Source organism: Caballeronia glebae (genome assembly GCF_001545035.1).
GTDB lineage: Bacteria > Pseudomonadota > Gammaproteobacteria > Burkholderiales > Burkholderiaceae > Caballeronia > Caballeronia glebae.
Window position 1 is genome coordinate 102,545 of the sequence record NZ_FCOJ02000003.1, and the last position, 14,554, is coordinate 117,098.

Below are 14,554 nucleotides of genomic sequence, written 5' to 3' on the forward strand. Positions count from 1 at the left end.
GCAAGGTCCAGAGTCGAAGATGCACTGATGAAACGCCATCGGGAGACGCTCATGAACGCATCATCCCTCGACGCGCAAGGCCCGAGAAGCGCAGACGCGGCATCGCGAACGAAACCCGCGTCCGATGTACCGATCGTGCCGCGCGTGCAGAAGATCGTCGTCGCGATACATGGCATCGGCAATCAGCTGCACAGCGACACGGTGCGCTCGGTGGCGAGCCAGTTCGGCGCGCGCTATGAGCCGCCGCTGCCGGTAATGCCGCTTGGCTACTTCGACATCGCGGGCGTCGGCGAAGTGGATGTGCGCCAGCTCGATCTGCCGCCGGGCGGTCCTTATACGGCCGCGCAACGCGACTTCTATTCCGCCCTTGGTTTCGCTGAAGTGTATTGGGCCGACATTCCGCGCGAAGTCGTGAAGCAGGACGACACGCTGGAAGAGAGCAAGGCGTGGGGACTGTCGATCGTGAGCCGCGCGCAGGCGACCTACATGCTCAACGTCGACGAACGCAAGCTCGAACCCGCTGATTTCTCGCTCGCGTCTGGCATCGTCGAAGAGATCGTCGAAACCGTGGCCGTGATGCAAAGCCTGCTCGCGGTGACGGAGAAAGCCGGCATCTTCAAGTTCGACCTAGCGCCGATGTTGCGCGATTATGTTGGCGACGTTCAGCTCGTCGCGGATTTCAGGCAGCATCGGGAAACCATCGTCTTTCGCTTCCACCGTGTGATGGAGCGGCTCGTCGCGCTCGCAACCGCGCGTTGCCAGTGCGCGCCCGAGGTGTATATCGTCGCGCACAGCGAAGGGACCGTGATCAGTTTTCTCGGGATTTTGCAGGCGTTATCGACACCGACCGTGGCCGACCCGAAGGACGGCAAGCAGATCATCAGCACCGACTGGGTGCAAAGTCTGCGCGGCTTCATGACCATCGGTTCGCCGATCGACAAGCACATCCTCTTATGGCCAAAGCTATGGGAAAGCATGGCGTTGAAGAGCGAACTACAAGGCGATACCGTGACCCTGATCGAGCGTCCCGGCGGCCCGATAACCTTGCCTTCACGCATTCGGTGGCGCAACTATTACGACTTCGGCGATCCTGTCGGCTTCGCGCTGGATACGGCGCGCGCCTATCTCCGTCATCGTGGTTGTCTTGCGTTCGAATTCGAGCCGGAGCATGACATCGGCTTCTCGCGCTACTGGCTACCGGGCAAAGCGCATACCGACTACTGGACCGACGGCGATGTCTTCAGCCACTTCATCGAGAACGTCGTACTCGACAGGAACACCGCAAAAGCCCCGCAAAACAGGCGTTTTCGCGGCGTCGTGAGCACGGCGATTCCTTATCTGCTGAGCTTCGCGCTGCATCTGCTCGCCGTGTTCTTCATCTATAAAGCCGTCACGGCCTCGTCCGACTCCGGCGCGGGCGGCACGAGCACCGCGCCCGAGTTCATCTATCTCACGCGCTCCGTGTTCGCGCTCGCCTGCCTGTTGATGGGAACGACGGTCGCCGCGCGCCTTCCGCGTCTCGTCAAGGCGCGCGGCGCAAGACACACGGCCGCGTGGCTGCGCTGGCGCATCGTCGCGCTTCTGTCGTTCGTCGCGGGTGCGCTGATCTTCTGGTTCGTTCTCTTGAGCGGCGTGGCCGCGTTTCTCGCCAGTCCGTTCGCGGATATCCTGCATCGCGATAGCGCGGACCCCGTCGTCGGCAAGGCGGTCTTCGTACTCGCGGGACTCGTCTGTGCGATAAGCGGCTGGCTCGCGCCACGCAAACCGCATTGGGGACGGCGTATTCTCGTCGCGCTCGGCACGCTGACGATGGTGCTGATCGTAGGCGTGAGGTTATGGGGCGATCTTGCCGGCAAACCCTTATGGCCCGTCGTCCTTGGCGGAGCATTCTTTCTCTATGCGTGGTGGCTCGCGATCCTGATCTTCGATCTCGCCTTCGTGTGGCATCGCTATGTGCGCAATTCCGTCGCGCTCGATACGGTGCGCGCGTGGCGGGAGAATCGATGCGACGCGCAGCCGACGCCCATCATGTCGATGCGATCGAAGCGACCGAAGCCATCGAACAAGTAATGCGCAATCACCCATGCAATACAAGCTTCTGCACTCGCCAATTGAGCAACTCCGCGACGAACAACGTACCTTCCGCCGGGCACGCCATTTCATGAATCCAACCGAACTGCTTCAATTGCTTGCCCGATTTCCCGAGCACGCCGAGCAATTTTCCGTCGAGCGATAACTTGTAGATCCGGCCCGGAAAAGCATCGGAGCAATACAGCACTTGATTCGGCCCCGGCGAAATACAAATGGCCCAGGGCGAACCCGGCGCGAATGTCCCCGCCGCGATCGCCGCTTCATCGGGCATGTTGCCGATTGCCGGGCGCGCATCGGGCGGCACGGGCACGTCGATCGTGAATTGCCGCTGAAAATTGCCTTCGCCGTCGAAAACCTGAATGCGCCGGTTGCTGCGATCGGCGACATAGACCAGGCCGTTCCTGTCGACTGCAATGCTATGCGGCGTATGAAATTGCCCCGGCTCCTTGCCGCGTTCGCCCCATGACTTGAGCCAGTTGCCGTCCTTATCGACCTTCGCGACGCGCGAGTTGATGTATCCGTCGCTGATATAGGTATTGCCGGACGCATCCCATGCAACGTCCGTCACCTGTCGAAAACGCCCCGGCTCGGAAGGCAACGGCGGATTCGGATGCTTGAGCGGCGCGGTCTCTTCATCCGCTGCTTCCTGCTTGCGTCCAAACACCATCGCGACGCGGCCTTCCGGTGTGAACTTGATGATCATGTCCGAGCCCTTGTCAGTCACCCAGACATTGTCTTGCCGATCCACCTTGACCGTATGCGCGAACGACCAGGCATAAAGGTTATGGCCGATCTCGCGCACGAAGCGTCCATTGCGATCGAATTCGAGCAATTGCGCCGCGGCTGCGCCATAGGCGGGGCCGATGCTATTGCCGCGCGATAACACGAAGATATGCCCCGCCGAATTCAGCGCGACGCCGGAGCATTCGCCGAAGTACGTATCGCGCGGCAAACGTACAGGATCGGGAACGGAATCGTAGGCAATGGACGGCACGTCGTTATCGGCGTACGCGAGATGCGGAAAGAGCGCGAGCGCGGCGGCGCTTTGACCCGCGAGCGCCAGGAAGCGACGCCGGCTTGCGGCGTTCGGCGCGGTGTCGCAACATGGGCAGTACATCGAATGTCGAAGACTCACTGATAACCTCCTCTTGTTCGTCGACTGCATTGATGAACGTCGATGGCCGGCTTGCTTCGCAATGCGAGAGGAAGTGTAGTGCATGAACTGCATTATTCACATGCGAGTCGATAGATTGCTTTCAACATCGAAAGGACATCATGGCCGAATCCTGGCAATACCAAGTTCGAATCCGCCTCGCGCCCGAATACGCGGCAATGGCGCGTCTAGACCCGGCAAACGAAAAGCTCGCCTCGATCAACGGATTGCTGATCGAACACGACGCTCAATTGAAATGCCAGTACGACGCCTTTGCCGATTACGTCGCGCAGGCGGAACGCGATGGCATCGAGCTCTATCCGCTATACCGGTGGACGCGCGAAACCATCGAGAATCCCGGCAAGAAAGCAAAATATCTCGAAGCGTTCACACTCTATGTAAATGGCGACGAAGTCTATGACAAGGCACTCGCCGATGCGCTCGAAGCCGATCTTCGATCGCTCGCAAGCGCGGCGATAACCGACATCCGCATGTTCGACACGAACCCCGCGCACAATCCGCAGCCGCCGTCCTATGACGATTCACGAGGTTGACGCCGTGCATCGCTCACGCTAAGGTTTGGTAATTTAACCAAACGTGGATCGCACCCCGTGCAGGATCGTCGACAGACCATACTCGAAGCCGCCCTCGCCACCTTGCGCGAAGAAGGCTATTCAGGCTTCACGCAACCGCGCGTCGCTGCGCGCGCGGGCCTGCGTCAGAGTCATCTGACCTACTATTTCCCCACGCGCCTCGCGTTGATCGAAGCTGTCGCGCGCACCGCCATCGACGGACAACTCGCCGCAGTCGATGCCTTCGCGGGCGAAGCGTCGCTCAAGATCACCGCGGCATCGATAGCGAATGTCGCGATGCGCCACGAGAACACGCGCGTCTTGATGGCGCTCGCGCAAGCCGCCGACGAAGAACCGACCATACGCAGCCTCTTCCGCGAACTCGCCGAAGGCGTTGCTGTACGCATCACGCGCATGCTCGAAGCAATGGGCCTTGCGGTCACGAAAGAGCATGTGTCGATGGTTCATGCGCTCGTCGTAGGACTCGCGGTCATCGATCTCGCGGTCGGCCGCACGGACGGCAAGCGCCGCGCGAACTCCGCGATCGAAACGTTGTTTTTGCTCTTGCCGCCCGGCGAATCGAAGGCGTCGTAAGCGCGATATCAAGCTTTGCGCGCATCGAGCCATTCGACGATGTTGCGCACCGTATCGCCGTAAAACGTGCGATACAGATCCTCCGATACATAGCCGATATGCGGCGTCGCCAGCACGTTCGGCAGTGAACGCAGCGGGTCGTTCACAGCGAGCGGTTCTTCATCGTAGACGTCGATGGCCGCGCCCGCGAGTTTGCCCGACTTCAACGCATCGACGAGCGCCGCGCTATCGACGATCGGTCCGCGCGACGTGTTGACGATGCGACTCGTCGGCTTCATCTGCGCAAGCTCCCGCGCGCCGACGAGATGATGCGTGCGCTCGCTCAGGCGCAGGTGAACGGAGAGCACGTCCGAGGTGCCGAAGAGCGTGTCCTTGTCGACGAGTTGCACGCCCTTTTCCTCGGCGCGCTCGCGTGTGAGGTTCTGGCTCCACGCGATCACGTTCATGCGAAACGCGCGGCCGATCACGCCGACCGCCGAGCCCACGCGACCAAGGCCGAGCAAGCCGAGCGTCTTGCCCGCTAGCTCCGTGCCGAGCGCAATCTGCCAGCCGCCCTCCTTAAGCGAGCGGTTTTCGGGGGGAATGTTGCGCATGCTCGCGAGAATCAGCGCCCAGGTGAATTCGATCGTCGGTGTGGACGTATAACCCGTGTGCCGCACTTCGACGCCGCGTTCGGACGCCGCATCCAGATCGATCGATGCATTCGCCGCGCCCGTCGATGCGATCAGTTTCAGGTTCGGCAGGCTCTCGATGATGTCGCGCGAGAACGGCGTGCGCTCGCGCATCGCGCAGACGACGTCGAACGGCCGCAGACGTGCGAGCAGCGCGCCGCGTTCCGCCATGTGATCGTTGAACACGGTGATCTCGGCGCGCGCGTCGAGCGGCGACCAATCGGCCATGGAGAGCGCGACGTTTTGATAGTCATCGAGAACGGCGATCTTGATCGGAGTAGATGTTGTCATGGCGATTTCAAATGTTATGACGAATGGATCGAACGATAGCCGCCAGTGTGACGCAATGCGCGAATTCATGCCGCGCGCGGCCGTCGCGAGATTCTCAGCGATCCGGTAAACCCTTGTTCCATGCGGCATAGCGCCGTGCCGCCAGCGATGACATAACATGAAATAAGTTATCGCGGGACTTCATAAGAGCGCGTCTCTATAGTCACTTCCGTCGCCACACGAAACGCAACGTGGCCTAAAGAACCGAGAAGGACATCCCGTGAAAAACAGATCGACTTTCGCTTCGAACGTCCGCGTTGCGCCCGCATGCGACGCGGATTCGGGCAAGCGCCGCGTGCGCCGTGTGCGTCAGTTACTCGTCGTCGCGGCAACCGCCGCGCTCACGCTGTGCAGCAGTTCGGCCTTCGCGGGCTGGGCGCGTGGCGGCACGGCCTACACCGGCCGCGGCGAATATCAGGGCGCGCACGGCGGTTCCTGCGGCGGCGGCAGTTGCTCGCATGCGGGCGGCGTCGAGAATCCGTGGGGCCGCGTCGCCACCAACTCCGGCACCGTGACGCGCACCGCGCCCGGCCAGTTCTCCAACTCCGGCACCGCTTACGGTCCGAACGGACGCTCGGTGCAGCATGCGGGCGACACGAGCTGCGCGGGCGGCAGTTGCTCGCACAACGGCAGCGCGACCGGCCCGAACGGCAAGACCGCGACCGGCAGCGATACCGTGACACGCACCGCACCCGGCCAGTACTCGTCGTCCGGCTCGGTGACGGGACCGAACGGCAACACGTCGACGCACTCGGCATCGACGAATTGCGCGGGCTACACCTGCAACCGCTCCGGCACCGTGAACACGGCGAACGGTGGCACCGTCACGCATTCGGGTAGCGCGACGAGCGTCGCGCCGGGCGTGGTCACGACGTCGGGCACCGCGACGGTCACGAACGGCTCGCACAGCACGACGGTCGTCGGTGGCGGCGCGGTCACGTCGAGCACGACGGTGGTCGCCACGACGCCCGTCGTCAGCGGAACGACGGTCGTTGCCGCGCCCGTCATGCTGCCGCCGCCTCCGCCGCCCGCGACGACCGTGGTGATCGCACCGCAGCCGGCTCCGTCGACGGTCGTGGTCACGCCGCCCCCGCCGACTCCCGTCAAGACCGTGGTCGTCGCACCGGCGCCGGCTCCCGTCAAGACCGTGTATGTCGCGCCGGCTCCGGCTCCGGTCAAGACCGTGTATGTCGCGCCCGCGAAGACCGTCTATGTGGTCCCGCATCGCGCGGTTCTGATCCCGGGTCACTGGGTCGGCAGGTTCTGGATTCCGGCGCACTGGGCATAACCGGGCATCGACGAAAGAAGGCCGGCCGCGTGCGCGCCGGCCTTGTCGTTTTGTCTGCGTCCCGCGTTACACTGCGAAGCAACGCCGCTTCCGACACCGACACGACATGCTCCATGTCCTTCCCGACACGCAAGCAGTCACAAACGCACGCTCATGACGAGGCATCGCATGAAGCGCCCGCATCTGCCTCGCGATCATGCAAAGGGCGTCCTGCACGACATCACATGGACGGCCGGTCCCGTGGTGCTCGTCATTGCTATCGTCGTCGCGCTCGTCTACTGGCTCGTCGATCCCGCGCCGCCCAAGACCATCACGATGAGCGCGGGTCAACCCGACAGCTCGTTCTATGTCATCTCGCAGGAATACGCGAAGCTGCTCGCGCGCAACGGCATCACGCTCAAAGTGCTGCCTTCGGACGGCTCGGTGCAGAATCTCGAACGCCTGCTCGATCCGAAGCAGCACGTCGATCTCGCGCTCGTGCAAGGCGGCATCGCGACGAAGGAACAGGCATCGCACCTGATGTCGCTCGGCAGCGTGACCTATGTGCCGCTCGTCGTGTTCTATCGAGGCAAGGGCCTCACGCTCCTCTCGCAACTGGCGGGCAAGCGCATCGCGATAGGCCGCGAAGGCAGCGGTACGCGCATGCTGTCGCTGAACCTGCTGGAAGCGAACGGCATCTATCCCGGCGGCGACACACAGCTTCTGCCTACCGACGGCTTGCAGGCCGCGACACAACTCGTCAGCAACGAGGCCGACGCGGTCTTCCTCTCCGGCGATTCCGCGACGCGCGGCCTGATGCTGCGCCTCTTGCGCGTGCCCGGCATCTCGGTGATGGACTTCAAGGAATCGGGCGCCTACACGCGACTTTTTCCATATCTCGACGATATCGAGTTGCCGCCCGGCGTGCTCGATCTCGGCCGGCGCATTCCACCGGAGAGCGTGCATCTGATCAGCCCGACTGCCGAACTGGTCGCGCGGCCGAGCCTGCATCCGGCGCTATCCGACTTGCTCATCGAAGCCGCGCAGGAAGTGCATGGCACGGCCGGTTTGCTGCAGCGCGCGGGGCAATTCCCGAGTCCTGTCGCGCATGAGTTTCCGATCAGCGAAGACGCGAGCCGCTATTACCGCTCGGGCAAGAGCTTCCTGTATCGCACGCTGCCGTTCTGGCTCGCGAATATCGCGGATCGCGCGCTCGTGTTGTTGCTGCCCGTCGCCGTGCTGATCTTTCCCGCGCTGCGGCTCGTGCCCGCGCTGTATCGCTGGCGCGTGCGCTCGCGCATCTATCGCTATTACGGCGCGCTGATCGCGGTGGAACGCGGTGCGATGCGCGTCACGAGCGAAGACGAACGTCGCGCGCTTGTCGTCGAGCTCGATTACATCGAGGAATCGCTTGATACGCTCAAGCTGCCGCTCGCCTACGCCGATGCGCTCTACGTGCTGCGCGAGCACGTGAGCTTCGTGCGCGCGCGTCTCACCGAAGCGTTGCGGCGGGAAAAAAGCGTGGTCTAGCATGCAGCACATAGCCGAGGGCACGCAATGAAATTTCGTAACTGGTTCGCCATTGCGTTCGCACTGTTGATGACGGCCTGCGCGAGCCTTCCGCCTCAGACCGGACGCATGGACACGCACGCGCTAGCCGACACCGCGAACACGCGCCTCGGCACGACCTTCGCGGCGAGCGAAGCCGCGCATCCCGGCGACAACGCGTTCCACCTGCTACCGAACGGCATGGACGCGCTCATCGCGCGCGTGATCCTGAGCGAGGCCGCGCAGCGCACGCTCGACCTCCAGTACTACATCTGGCACGACGATCTGACGGGCCGCGAAATGGCCGCATCGGTCATGCGCGCGGCCGATCGCGGCGTGCGCGTGCGCCTTCTGCTCGACGATCTCGGCACCAATGCCGACGATCGATTCCTGCTCGCGCTCGCTTCGCATCCGAACGTGCAGGTGCGGCTTTTCAATCCCGTGGCGAACCGCACGTTTAAGCGGCTCGGCTCCGCGGTCGAGTTCTTTCGGGTGAATCGCCGGATGCATAACAAGGCGCTCATCGCCGATAACCAGGCCGCGATTCTCGGCGGGCGCAATATCGGCGACGAATACTTCGGCGCATCGAGCACGGTCGCATTCGGCGATCTCGACGTGCTAGTACATGGTCCTGTCGTGCGCGAGGTATCGAGTGCATTCGACATGTACTGGAACTCGGATGCGGCCTATCCGATCGAGAACCTGGTGCGACGTCAAGCCGATCCCGACGCGCTCGCCGGTTATCGCCAGAAGCTCGACACGTATTTGTTATCGGAACAGACCTCGCCTTATGTCGCGCAAGTTCGCAAGCGCTACACGAAAGTTATCGAGTCGCACGACACCGCGTTTTCGTGGGGCAAGGCGACGCTTCTGTATGACGATCCCGCGAAGATCACGCGCGCGCCCGGCGACACCGAAGGCCATTTGATGTCGCAATTCAAGGCGCTTAATCTCGATCCGGACAAGGAAATGCTGATCGTGTCGCCCTACTTCGTGCCGCGCGACGAAGGCGTGCGATGGCTGCGGTCGATGACAGCGCGCGGCGTGCGCGTCACCGTGCTCACGAATTCACTCGCGGCCACGGATGTCGGCGCGGTGCATGCGGGCTATCAGCGCTATCGCCGTGACATGCTCGAAGCGGGTGTGCGCCTGTACGAGCTGAAGCCCGTCGCATCGACGGACGACGACAAGAGCGCGAAGAAAACGACCTTCGGATCGTCGAAGGCGTCGCTGCATGCGAAGACCTATGTGTTCGATCGCAAGCGCATCTTCATCGGCTCGATGAATCTCGACCCGCGTTCTGTAGAGTTGAACACGGAGATCGGCGTCTATTGCGAAAGCACGGCAGCCGCCGAGCAAGTGGCGGATGGCATCGGGACGAACATCGATCGCATCGCGTGGCGCGTCGAACTGCGCGACGACGGCAACGGCGGCACGCGCATGGTGTGGATCGACACCGACGCCAACGGCAACACGACCGTGCTCGATAGCGAGCCGGGCGTGTCCGCGTTCAAGCGCGCCGGAATCTGGATGCTGGGCCTCTTGCCAATCGAATCGCAGCTATGATCCGCGTGATTTTGTCATTTGAAACCGGACACGGCATGCGGCACATACGGCGCTTCGAGTTGCGCGATCTCCTCGGCCGTGAGATTCAGCGATAAGGCCGCGACCGCATCGGCCACATGACCGGGCTTCGATGCACCGATGATCGGCGCCGTCACCGGCGCCTTCTGCGCGACCCATGCGAGCGCCACCTGCGCACGCGGCACGCCGCGCGCCTTCGCGAGAGCAGCCACGGCTTCGACGACCGCGCGATCGGCATCGTCGGTGCGATATAGCGTGCTGCCGAACGTATCCGATTCCTGACGCGCGCTCGTCGCGTCCCATTCGCGCGTGAGACGGCCGCGCGCGAGCGGACTCCACGGCAACATGCCAATGCCCTGATCCTTGCAAAGCGGCATCATCTCGCGCTCTTCCTCGCGATACAGCAGATTCAAATGATTCTGCATCGTCTTGAACCCGGTCCATCCGTTCGCGCGCGACGTATAGAGCGCCTTGCTGAACTGCCACGCATACATCGACGAAGCGCCGATATAACGCGCCTTGCCTGCCTTCACGACATCGTGCAGCGCTTCGAGCGTTTCTTCGATCGGGGTCGTGTAATCCCATCGATGAATCTGATAGAGATCGACGTAATCCGTGCCGAGCCGTTTCAGACTGTTATCGATCTCGTTGAAGATCGCCTTGCGCGAGAGCCCCGCGCCATTCGCGCCGGGACGCATGCGATTGAAGACCTTCGTCGCAATCACGATATCGTCGCGTTTCGTGAAATCGCGCAGGGCGCGTCCGACGATTTCCTCTGACGTGCCATCCGAGTAAGTATTGGCGGTGTCGAAGAAATTGATGCCCGCTTCCAGTGCTTCCTTGATGAGCGGACGGCTCTGTTCTTCGTCGAGCGTCCACGGATGCGTGCCGCGATCGGGCACGCCGTAGGTCATGCAACCCAGACAGAGCCGCGACACATCGAGACCGGTCGAGCCCAGTTTCACGTAGTCCATCGTGCGAATCTCCTTGCAAAGCGAAAGGCGCGCGCGAAGCTTGCGCATAGCGAAGAAAGCCTAGACATTAACGCAGTCCGACATCGCGTGCTTGTATCGCGCGGGCACGCAATCTGCAACACGGGCATCCCCACGACTTCGATGGCTGGGAAGCGGTGTCGGCGGGCGCGGATTATCCGGAAGGAGAGTAACGAAGCACGCGCCGTGCGCGACGTTCTTCACAGCGCCAGCACGTTCACCGCGACATCGACGTGATGCGCGCCTCCGCCGAGAATCATCCCGCGCAACAACGATACGTCGCTGTAATCACGCCCCGTCGCCAGCGTGACATGATCGAGGTCCGCGAGCGCGTCGTTGGTTGGGTCCAGATCGATCCATCCGCTTTGCGGACAATGCACCGACACCCACGCATGCGAAGCATCGGCGCCGATCAACCGCGCATGTCCCGGTGGCGGATCGTTGCGCAAATAACCGCTCACGTAGCGCGCCGGCAGCCCGAGCGCGCGCAGGCAACCGATCATCACCTGCGAGAAATCCTGACACACGCCATGACGCAATTCGAACGCGCGCGATGCGGGCGTATCGAACGCGGTGGCGGACGGCTTGTACTCGAAGTCCGCATGAATGCGATGCATCAGATCGATCGCGCCCGCAATGAGCGGCTTGCCCGGATGGAAGCTAACCTGCGCATAAGCGCGCAGCGCATGATCGAGCGAGATGTTAGGCGACGCATAACAAAACTCGCTCTCCGGATAAAACGAACCACTCGCGCAATAGCGCAGCCGGTTCGCGACCTCTTCCCACGGCGGCGTGGCCTCGGCATCGAGCGCATCCCAGCGCGGTGTGAGTCGAACCGTGGTTTCGCTCGTCATCGAAAGACGCTCGTGCGGCGCATCGAGCGAAAAGTACAGCACGTCATTACCGAATGCATCGACGCGGCTATGCACATAAGACGGCACCGGCTCGATCCGCTCCGTATGCGAGATCACTTGTTGCCACGGACAATGCAGCGGACGGATCGTCGCAAGATGCTGCGCGATTTCGACGGGCGTCGAGTAACGATAGGTCGTCCGATGCGTGACCGCGAGCACGGTGTCGTTCAGGCCGAGGCTCATGACGACACCTGCGCGGCGGGCGTATTCGCATGACTGAAATAGCGCGCACTGACTTCGTTCGATGCCGCGCCGACCGAGGCAACGAGCCTGTCGCATAGCGCCATCAACGCGTCGTGACGGCCGTCGGATCGCGTTCGGCACAGCGCGGTGAGATCCGGCAATGCATCGGCGTGTACGAGCAGATCCGCGAAACGCGTCGCTTGCATGCTGCGCGCGCCGCCCGCCGCGGCCGCGATCTCATCGAGCTTCGTGCGCAAGCGCGCGTACACGCCATAGAGTCCGCGCGGATTGGTTTGATCGACGACGATGAGATCGATCAGCGCCGGCACTTCGAGCCTTCCAGGATAGAGCGAGCGATACGTGAGCGTGCTGTCGAAAAGTTGCAAGAGCAGATCGAAGCCCGCAGGCGATGCGAGCGCGCCGCGCTCGGCGACCACGTGCAGAATCGTGGCCATTGTCGAGACGCGTTCGATGTGCCGCCCGATGAAGAGCAGCCGCCACGCTTCATCACGCGTCATGCGATCGCCTTGCGCGCCGCTGATCGCGGACAGTTGTGTCGCGAGTTGTTCGAGCGCGCCCGCAAGCATCAGACGGTCGTAATCGCGGCCGATGCGAACCGTGCCTTCATCGGCGGTATCGCTCTGCACGAGACGCGCGAGCGCATCGCGAAAGTCGTTGCGCGACGCGAGAATCGTGCGCCAGTGGTCCGTCGAAAGCCGGTCGCGAATTTCACCGCACGCGCGCGCCTGATCCGCGAGATTGCCGCCGATGCTCGTCGCCTTGCTCGACTCCGGCAGCCCCGCGACGAGCACGCGTTCGAACGCTTGCGGCGTGCTGCGCGCGAGTGTATCGACCGATGGAATCAGTCCGCATTGCGATGCGAGTTCCGTGAGCGTCGGAAAGAGTTCCTCGGCATTGCTGCCATCGAGCATGCCGAGCAACAGACGGCATAAGCGCACGTTGTTTTCGGCACGCTCGCCGTAACGCCCCGCCCAGAAAAGACTCTCCGCGGCGCGGCTCGATACGATGCGATGCTTACGCAATTCGCCCGGCTTCATCGGCGTCGGGCGCAACGACGCCGCGCCGCCGGGTTGACTCGACATCACCCATGTATCGACGCTGCTGCCGCCGAACTGCATCGACACCGTCGCGCGCTTGTCGGCCGCGAGTCGCGTGAAGCCGCCGGGCATCACGCTCCAGCTTCCGTCGATGTTCGCGATGGCGTAGGCGCGCAGCACGCACGGACGCGAACCGAGCGCGCCATCGTGAAAGCGCGGCGCCGTGGAAAACGGCAGATTCTCCTGCACCGTGAAGACATCCGGCGAGCGTTCGATGCGTTCGCGCCATGCCGCAAGCTCTTGCACGCCCGCATCGATGCCCGGCGCGCGATCGGCCTGTGCGCCGGGCCATGTCGGCGCGATGAGTGCGCTATCGAGGCGCTCGAATACTTCGCGCCGCGCGGCCTCTTCGCCGCACCACCATGTCGGCACGGTCGGCAATTCGAGTTCTTCATCCAGCAGCGCCTTCGCGATGCCCGGCAAAAACGCATTGAGCGCGGGCGATTCCGTGAAGCCCGTGCCCGGCACATTCGACACCATCACATTGCCCGCACGCATCACCTGCAATAAGCCCGGCACGCCGATGGTCGAGTCCGCGCGCAATTCGACGGGGTCGCAGAACGCATCGTCCAGACGCCGCAACACTGCATGCACGCGCGACAAGCCGGCCAGCGTCTTGAGATAGAGCTTGTCGTGGCGCACCGTGAGGTCCTTGCCTTCGACGAGCGTGACGCCCAGATAACGCGCGAGAAACACATGCTCGAAATACGTCTCGCTGAAGGGACCGGGGCTCAGCAATGCGATATGCGGCGCATCGTTCGATGCATTGCTGCGGCCGTCTTCGTCATCGCGCATCGTCGCGCGGGCAGCTTGCGCGATCGTCGCGATGAGTTGCGAGTAAGTTGCCGCGAGACGGCTCGCACGCATTGCGCGAAACGGATCGGCGAACAGACCCACGACGATCAATCTGTTTTCGAGCGCATAGCCGAGCCCCGAAGGCACCTCCGTGCGATGCGCGATGACGGTCCACGCACCCGATGGCGCGCGCGCGAGATCGACCGCGACGATCTGCAGAAAGCGGCCGAGCGGCGGCATGAAACCCTTCACCGCGCGCAAGTAGCCGGGATGCCCGAACACGAGCGCGCCCGGCAAAAGGCCGCGATGCAGCAAGGTCTGCGGGCCGTAGACATCGGCGACGATCGCTTCCATGAGCCGCGCGCGTTGGGCAACGCCGCGCTCGATCAGCGCCCACTCTTCTTCATCGATGATGAGCGGCAAGAGATCGAGCGACCACGCACGCGGCTTGCCGTTATCGGCATAGACGTTATACGTGATGTCGTTGTCGCGGACTTGCTGCGCGACGGCGGCAACGCCATCGTCGAGCCGCGCGATGCCCTGCTCGCCGAGCAACTCGAAGAACTGCCGCCACGGCTCGCGCAACTGGCCCGCCGCATCGCGCAGTTCGTCCCAGTGCCCTTCGCGCGCGGGCAGCGTGCGCAACAGCGCGAGCGCATCGATGCGCGCCGCGCCGATGTCGAACGGCAAGGTCGATTGATAGGCCAATGTCGTCTCGGTTCCTGGTTCTTTATTCGAATGA

General features: G+C 62.9%; 11 protein-coding genes. 6 read left to right on the forward strand and 5 right to left on the reverse strand.

Annotation, left to right across the window (positions count from 1 at the left end; translation table 11 throughout):
• The first annotated feature begins 51 nt into the window (after positions 1 to 51).
• Entirely contained in the window at positions 52 to 2,070 is a 2,019-nt protein-coding gene (locus AWB82_RS03245) for an MFS transporter (RefSeq protein WP_086965805.1), read from the forward strand.
• A 7-nt stretch (positions 2,071 to 2,077) separates the two neighbouring features.
• Here AWB82_RS03245 and AWB82_RS03250 read toward each other — a convergent pair whose 3' ends face one another.
• Positions 2,078 to 3,208, reverse strand: a complete 1,131-nt coding sequence (locus tag AWB82_RS03250; protein WP_407642972.1) for a peptidyl-alpha-hydroxyglycine alpha-amidating lyase family protein — start codon at positions 3,206 to 3,208, stop codon at positions 2,078 to 2,080.
• Between the two features lie 158 nt (positions 3,209 to 3,366).
• On the opposite strand from AWB82_RS03250, the gene AWB82_RS03255 reads away from it, so the two are divergent.
• Complete coding sequence (locus AWB82_RS03255) at positions 3,367 to 3,798, forward strand: hypothetical protein (RefSeq protein WP_086965704.1); 432 nt, start codon at positions 3,367 to 3,369, stop codon at positions 3,796 to 3,798.
• A 57-nt stretch (positions 3,799 to 3,855) separates the two neighbouring features.
• Positions 3,856 to 4,410 carry a TetR/AcrR family transcriptional regulator gene (locus AWB82_RS03260; protein ID WP_086965705.1) on the forward strand — a complete coding sequence of 185 codons (555 nt, stop codon included), beginning with the start codon at positions 3,856 to 3,858 and terminating at the stop codon, positions 4,408 to 4,410.
• Between the two features lie 8 nt (positions 4,411 to 4,418).
• On the opposite strand, the gene AWB82_RS03265 is transcribed toward AWB82_RS03260, so the two are convergent.
• Positions 4,419 to 5,372 carry a D-2-hydroxyacid dehydrogenase family protein gene (locus tag AWB82_RS03265; protein ID WP_086965806.1) on the reverse strand — a complete coding sequence of 318 codons (954 nt, stop codon included), beginning with the start codon at positions 5,370 to 5,372 and terminating at the stop codon, positions 4,419 to 4,421.
• A 259-nt stretch (positions 5,373 to 5,631) separates the two neighbouring features.
• Between AWB82_RS03265 and AWB82_RS03270 the strand changes: the two genes are divergently transcribed.
• The 3 genes from AWB82_RS03270 (at position 5,632) to AWB82_RS03280 (ending at position 9,792) form a co-directional block, all read left to right on the forward strand.
• Positions 5,632 to 6,699 (forward strand): hypothetical protein, encoded by a 1,068-nt coding sequence (locus AWB82_RS03270; RefSeq protein WP_407642970.1) that lies wholly within the window; start codon positions 5,632 to 5,634, stop codon positions 6,697 to 6,699.
• A gap of 168 nt (positions 6,700 to 6,867) precedes the next feature.
• Positions 6,868 to 8,208 (forward strand): TAXI family TRAP transporter solute-binding subunit, encoded by a 1,341-nt coding sequence (locus AWB82_RS03275; RefSeq protein ID WP_407642971.1) that lies wholly within the window; start codon positions 6,868 to 6,870, stop codon positions 8,206 to 8,208.
• A 27-nt stretch (positions 8,209 to 8,235) separates the two neighbouring features.
• Positions 8,236 to 9,792 carry a phospholipase D family protein gene (locus tag AWB82_RS03280; protein ID WP_086965707.1) on the forward strand — a complete coding sequence of 519 codons (1,557 nt, stop codon included), beginning with the start codon at positions 8,236 to 8,238 and terminating at the stop codon, positions 9,790 to 9,792.
• 14 nt (positions 9,793 to 9,806) lie between these two features.
• On the opposite strand, the gene AWB82_RS03285 is transcribed toward AWB82_RS03280, so the two are convergent.
• The 3 genes from AWB82_RS03285 to AWB82_RS03295 all read right to left on the reverse strand — a co-directional run bounded on the left by AWB82_RS03285 (position 9,807) and on the right by AWB82_RS03295 (position 14,520).
• Positions 9,807 to 10,784 (reverse strand): aldo/keto reductase, encoded by a 978-nt coding sequence (locus tag AWB82_RS03285; RefSeq protein WP_086965808.1) that lies wholly within the window; start codon positions 10,782 to 10,784, stop codon positions 9,807 to 9,809.
• A 218-nt stretch (positions 10,785 to 11,002) separates the two neighbouring features.
• Positions 11,003 to 11,899 carry a transglutaminase family protein gene (locus tag AWB82_RS03290; RefSeq protein ID WP_086965708.1) on the reverse strand — a complete coding sequence of 299 codons (897 nt, stop codon included), beginning with the start codon at positions 11,897 to 11,899 and terminating at the stop codon, positions 11,003 to 11,005.
• On the reverse strand, positions 11,896 to 14,520 hold the full coding sequence (locus AWB82_RS03295; RefSeq protein WP_086965709.1) for a circularly permuted type 2 ATP-grasp protein: 2,625 nt from the start codon (positions 14,518 to 14,520) through the stop codon (positions 11,896 to 11,898). The genes AWB82_RS03290 and AWB82_RS03295 overlap by 4 nt, the downstream gene beginning before the upstream one ends.
• Positions 14,521 to 14,554: the final 34 nt, after the last annotated feature.

Bases quoted from the DNA above. Each gene is read 5' to 3' on its own strand.
- AWB82_RS03245 (WP_086965805.1), top strand. From the start codon at position 52: ATGAACGCATCATCCCTCGACGCGCAAGGCCCGAGAAGCGCAGACGCG.
- AWB82_RS03250 (WP_407642972.1), bottom strand. From the start codon at position 3,208: ATGTACTGCCCATGTTGCGACACCGCGCCGAACGCCGCAAGCCGGCGT.
- AWB82_RS03255 (WP_086965704.1), top strand. From the start codon at position 3,367: ATGGCCGAATCCTGGCAATACCAAGTTCGAATCCGCCTCGCGCCCGAA.
- AWB82_RS03265 (WP_086965806.1), bottom strand. From the start codon at position 5,372: ATGACAACATCTACTCCGATCAAGATCGCCGTTCTCGATGACTATCAA.
- AWB82_RS03275 (WP_407642971.1), top strand. From the start codon at position 6,868: ATGAAGCGCCCGCATCTGCCTCGCGATCATGCAAAGGGCGTCCTGCAC.
- AWB82_RS03280 (WP_086965707.1), top strand. From the start codon at position 8,236: ATGAAATTTCGTAACTGGTTCGCCATTGCGTTCGCACTGTTGATGACG.
- AWB82_RS03285 (WP_086965808.1), bottom strand. From the start codon at position 10,784: ATGGACTACGTGAAACTGGGCTCGACCGGTCTCGATGTGTCGCGGCTC.
- AWB82_RS03290 (WP_086965708.1), bottom strand. From the start codon at position 11,899: ATGAGCCTCGGCCTGAACGACACCGTGCTCGCGGTCACGCATCGGACG.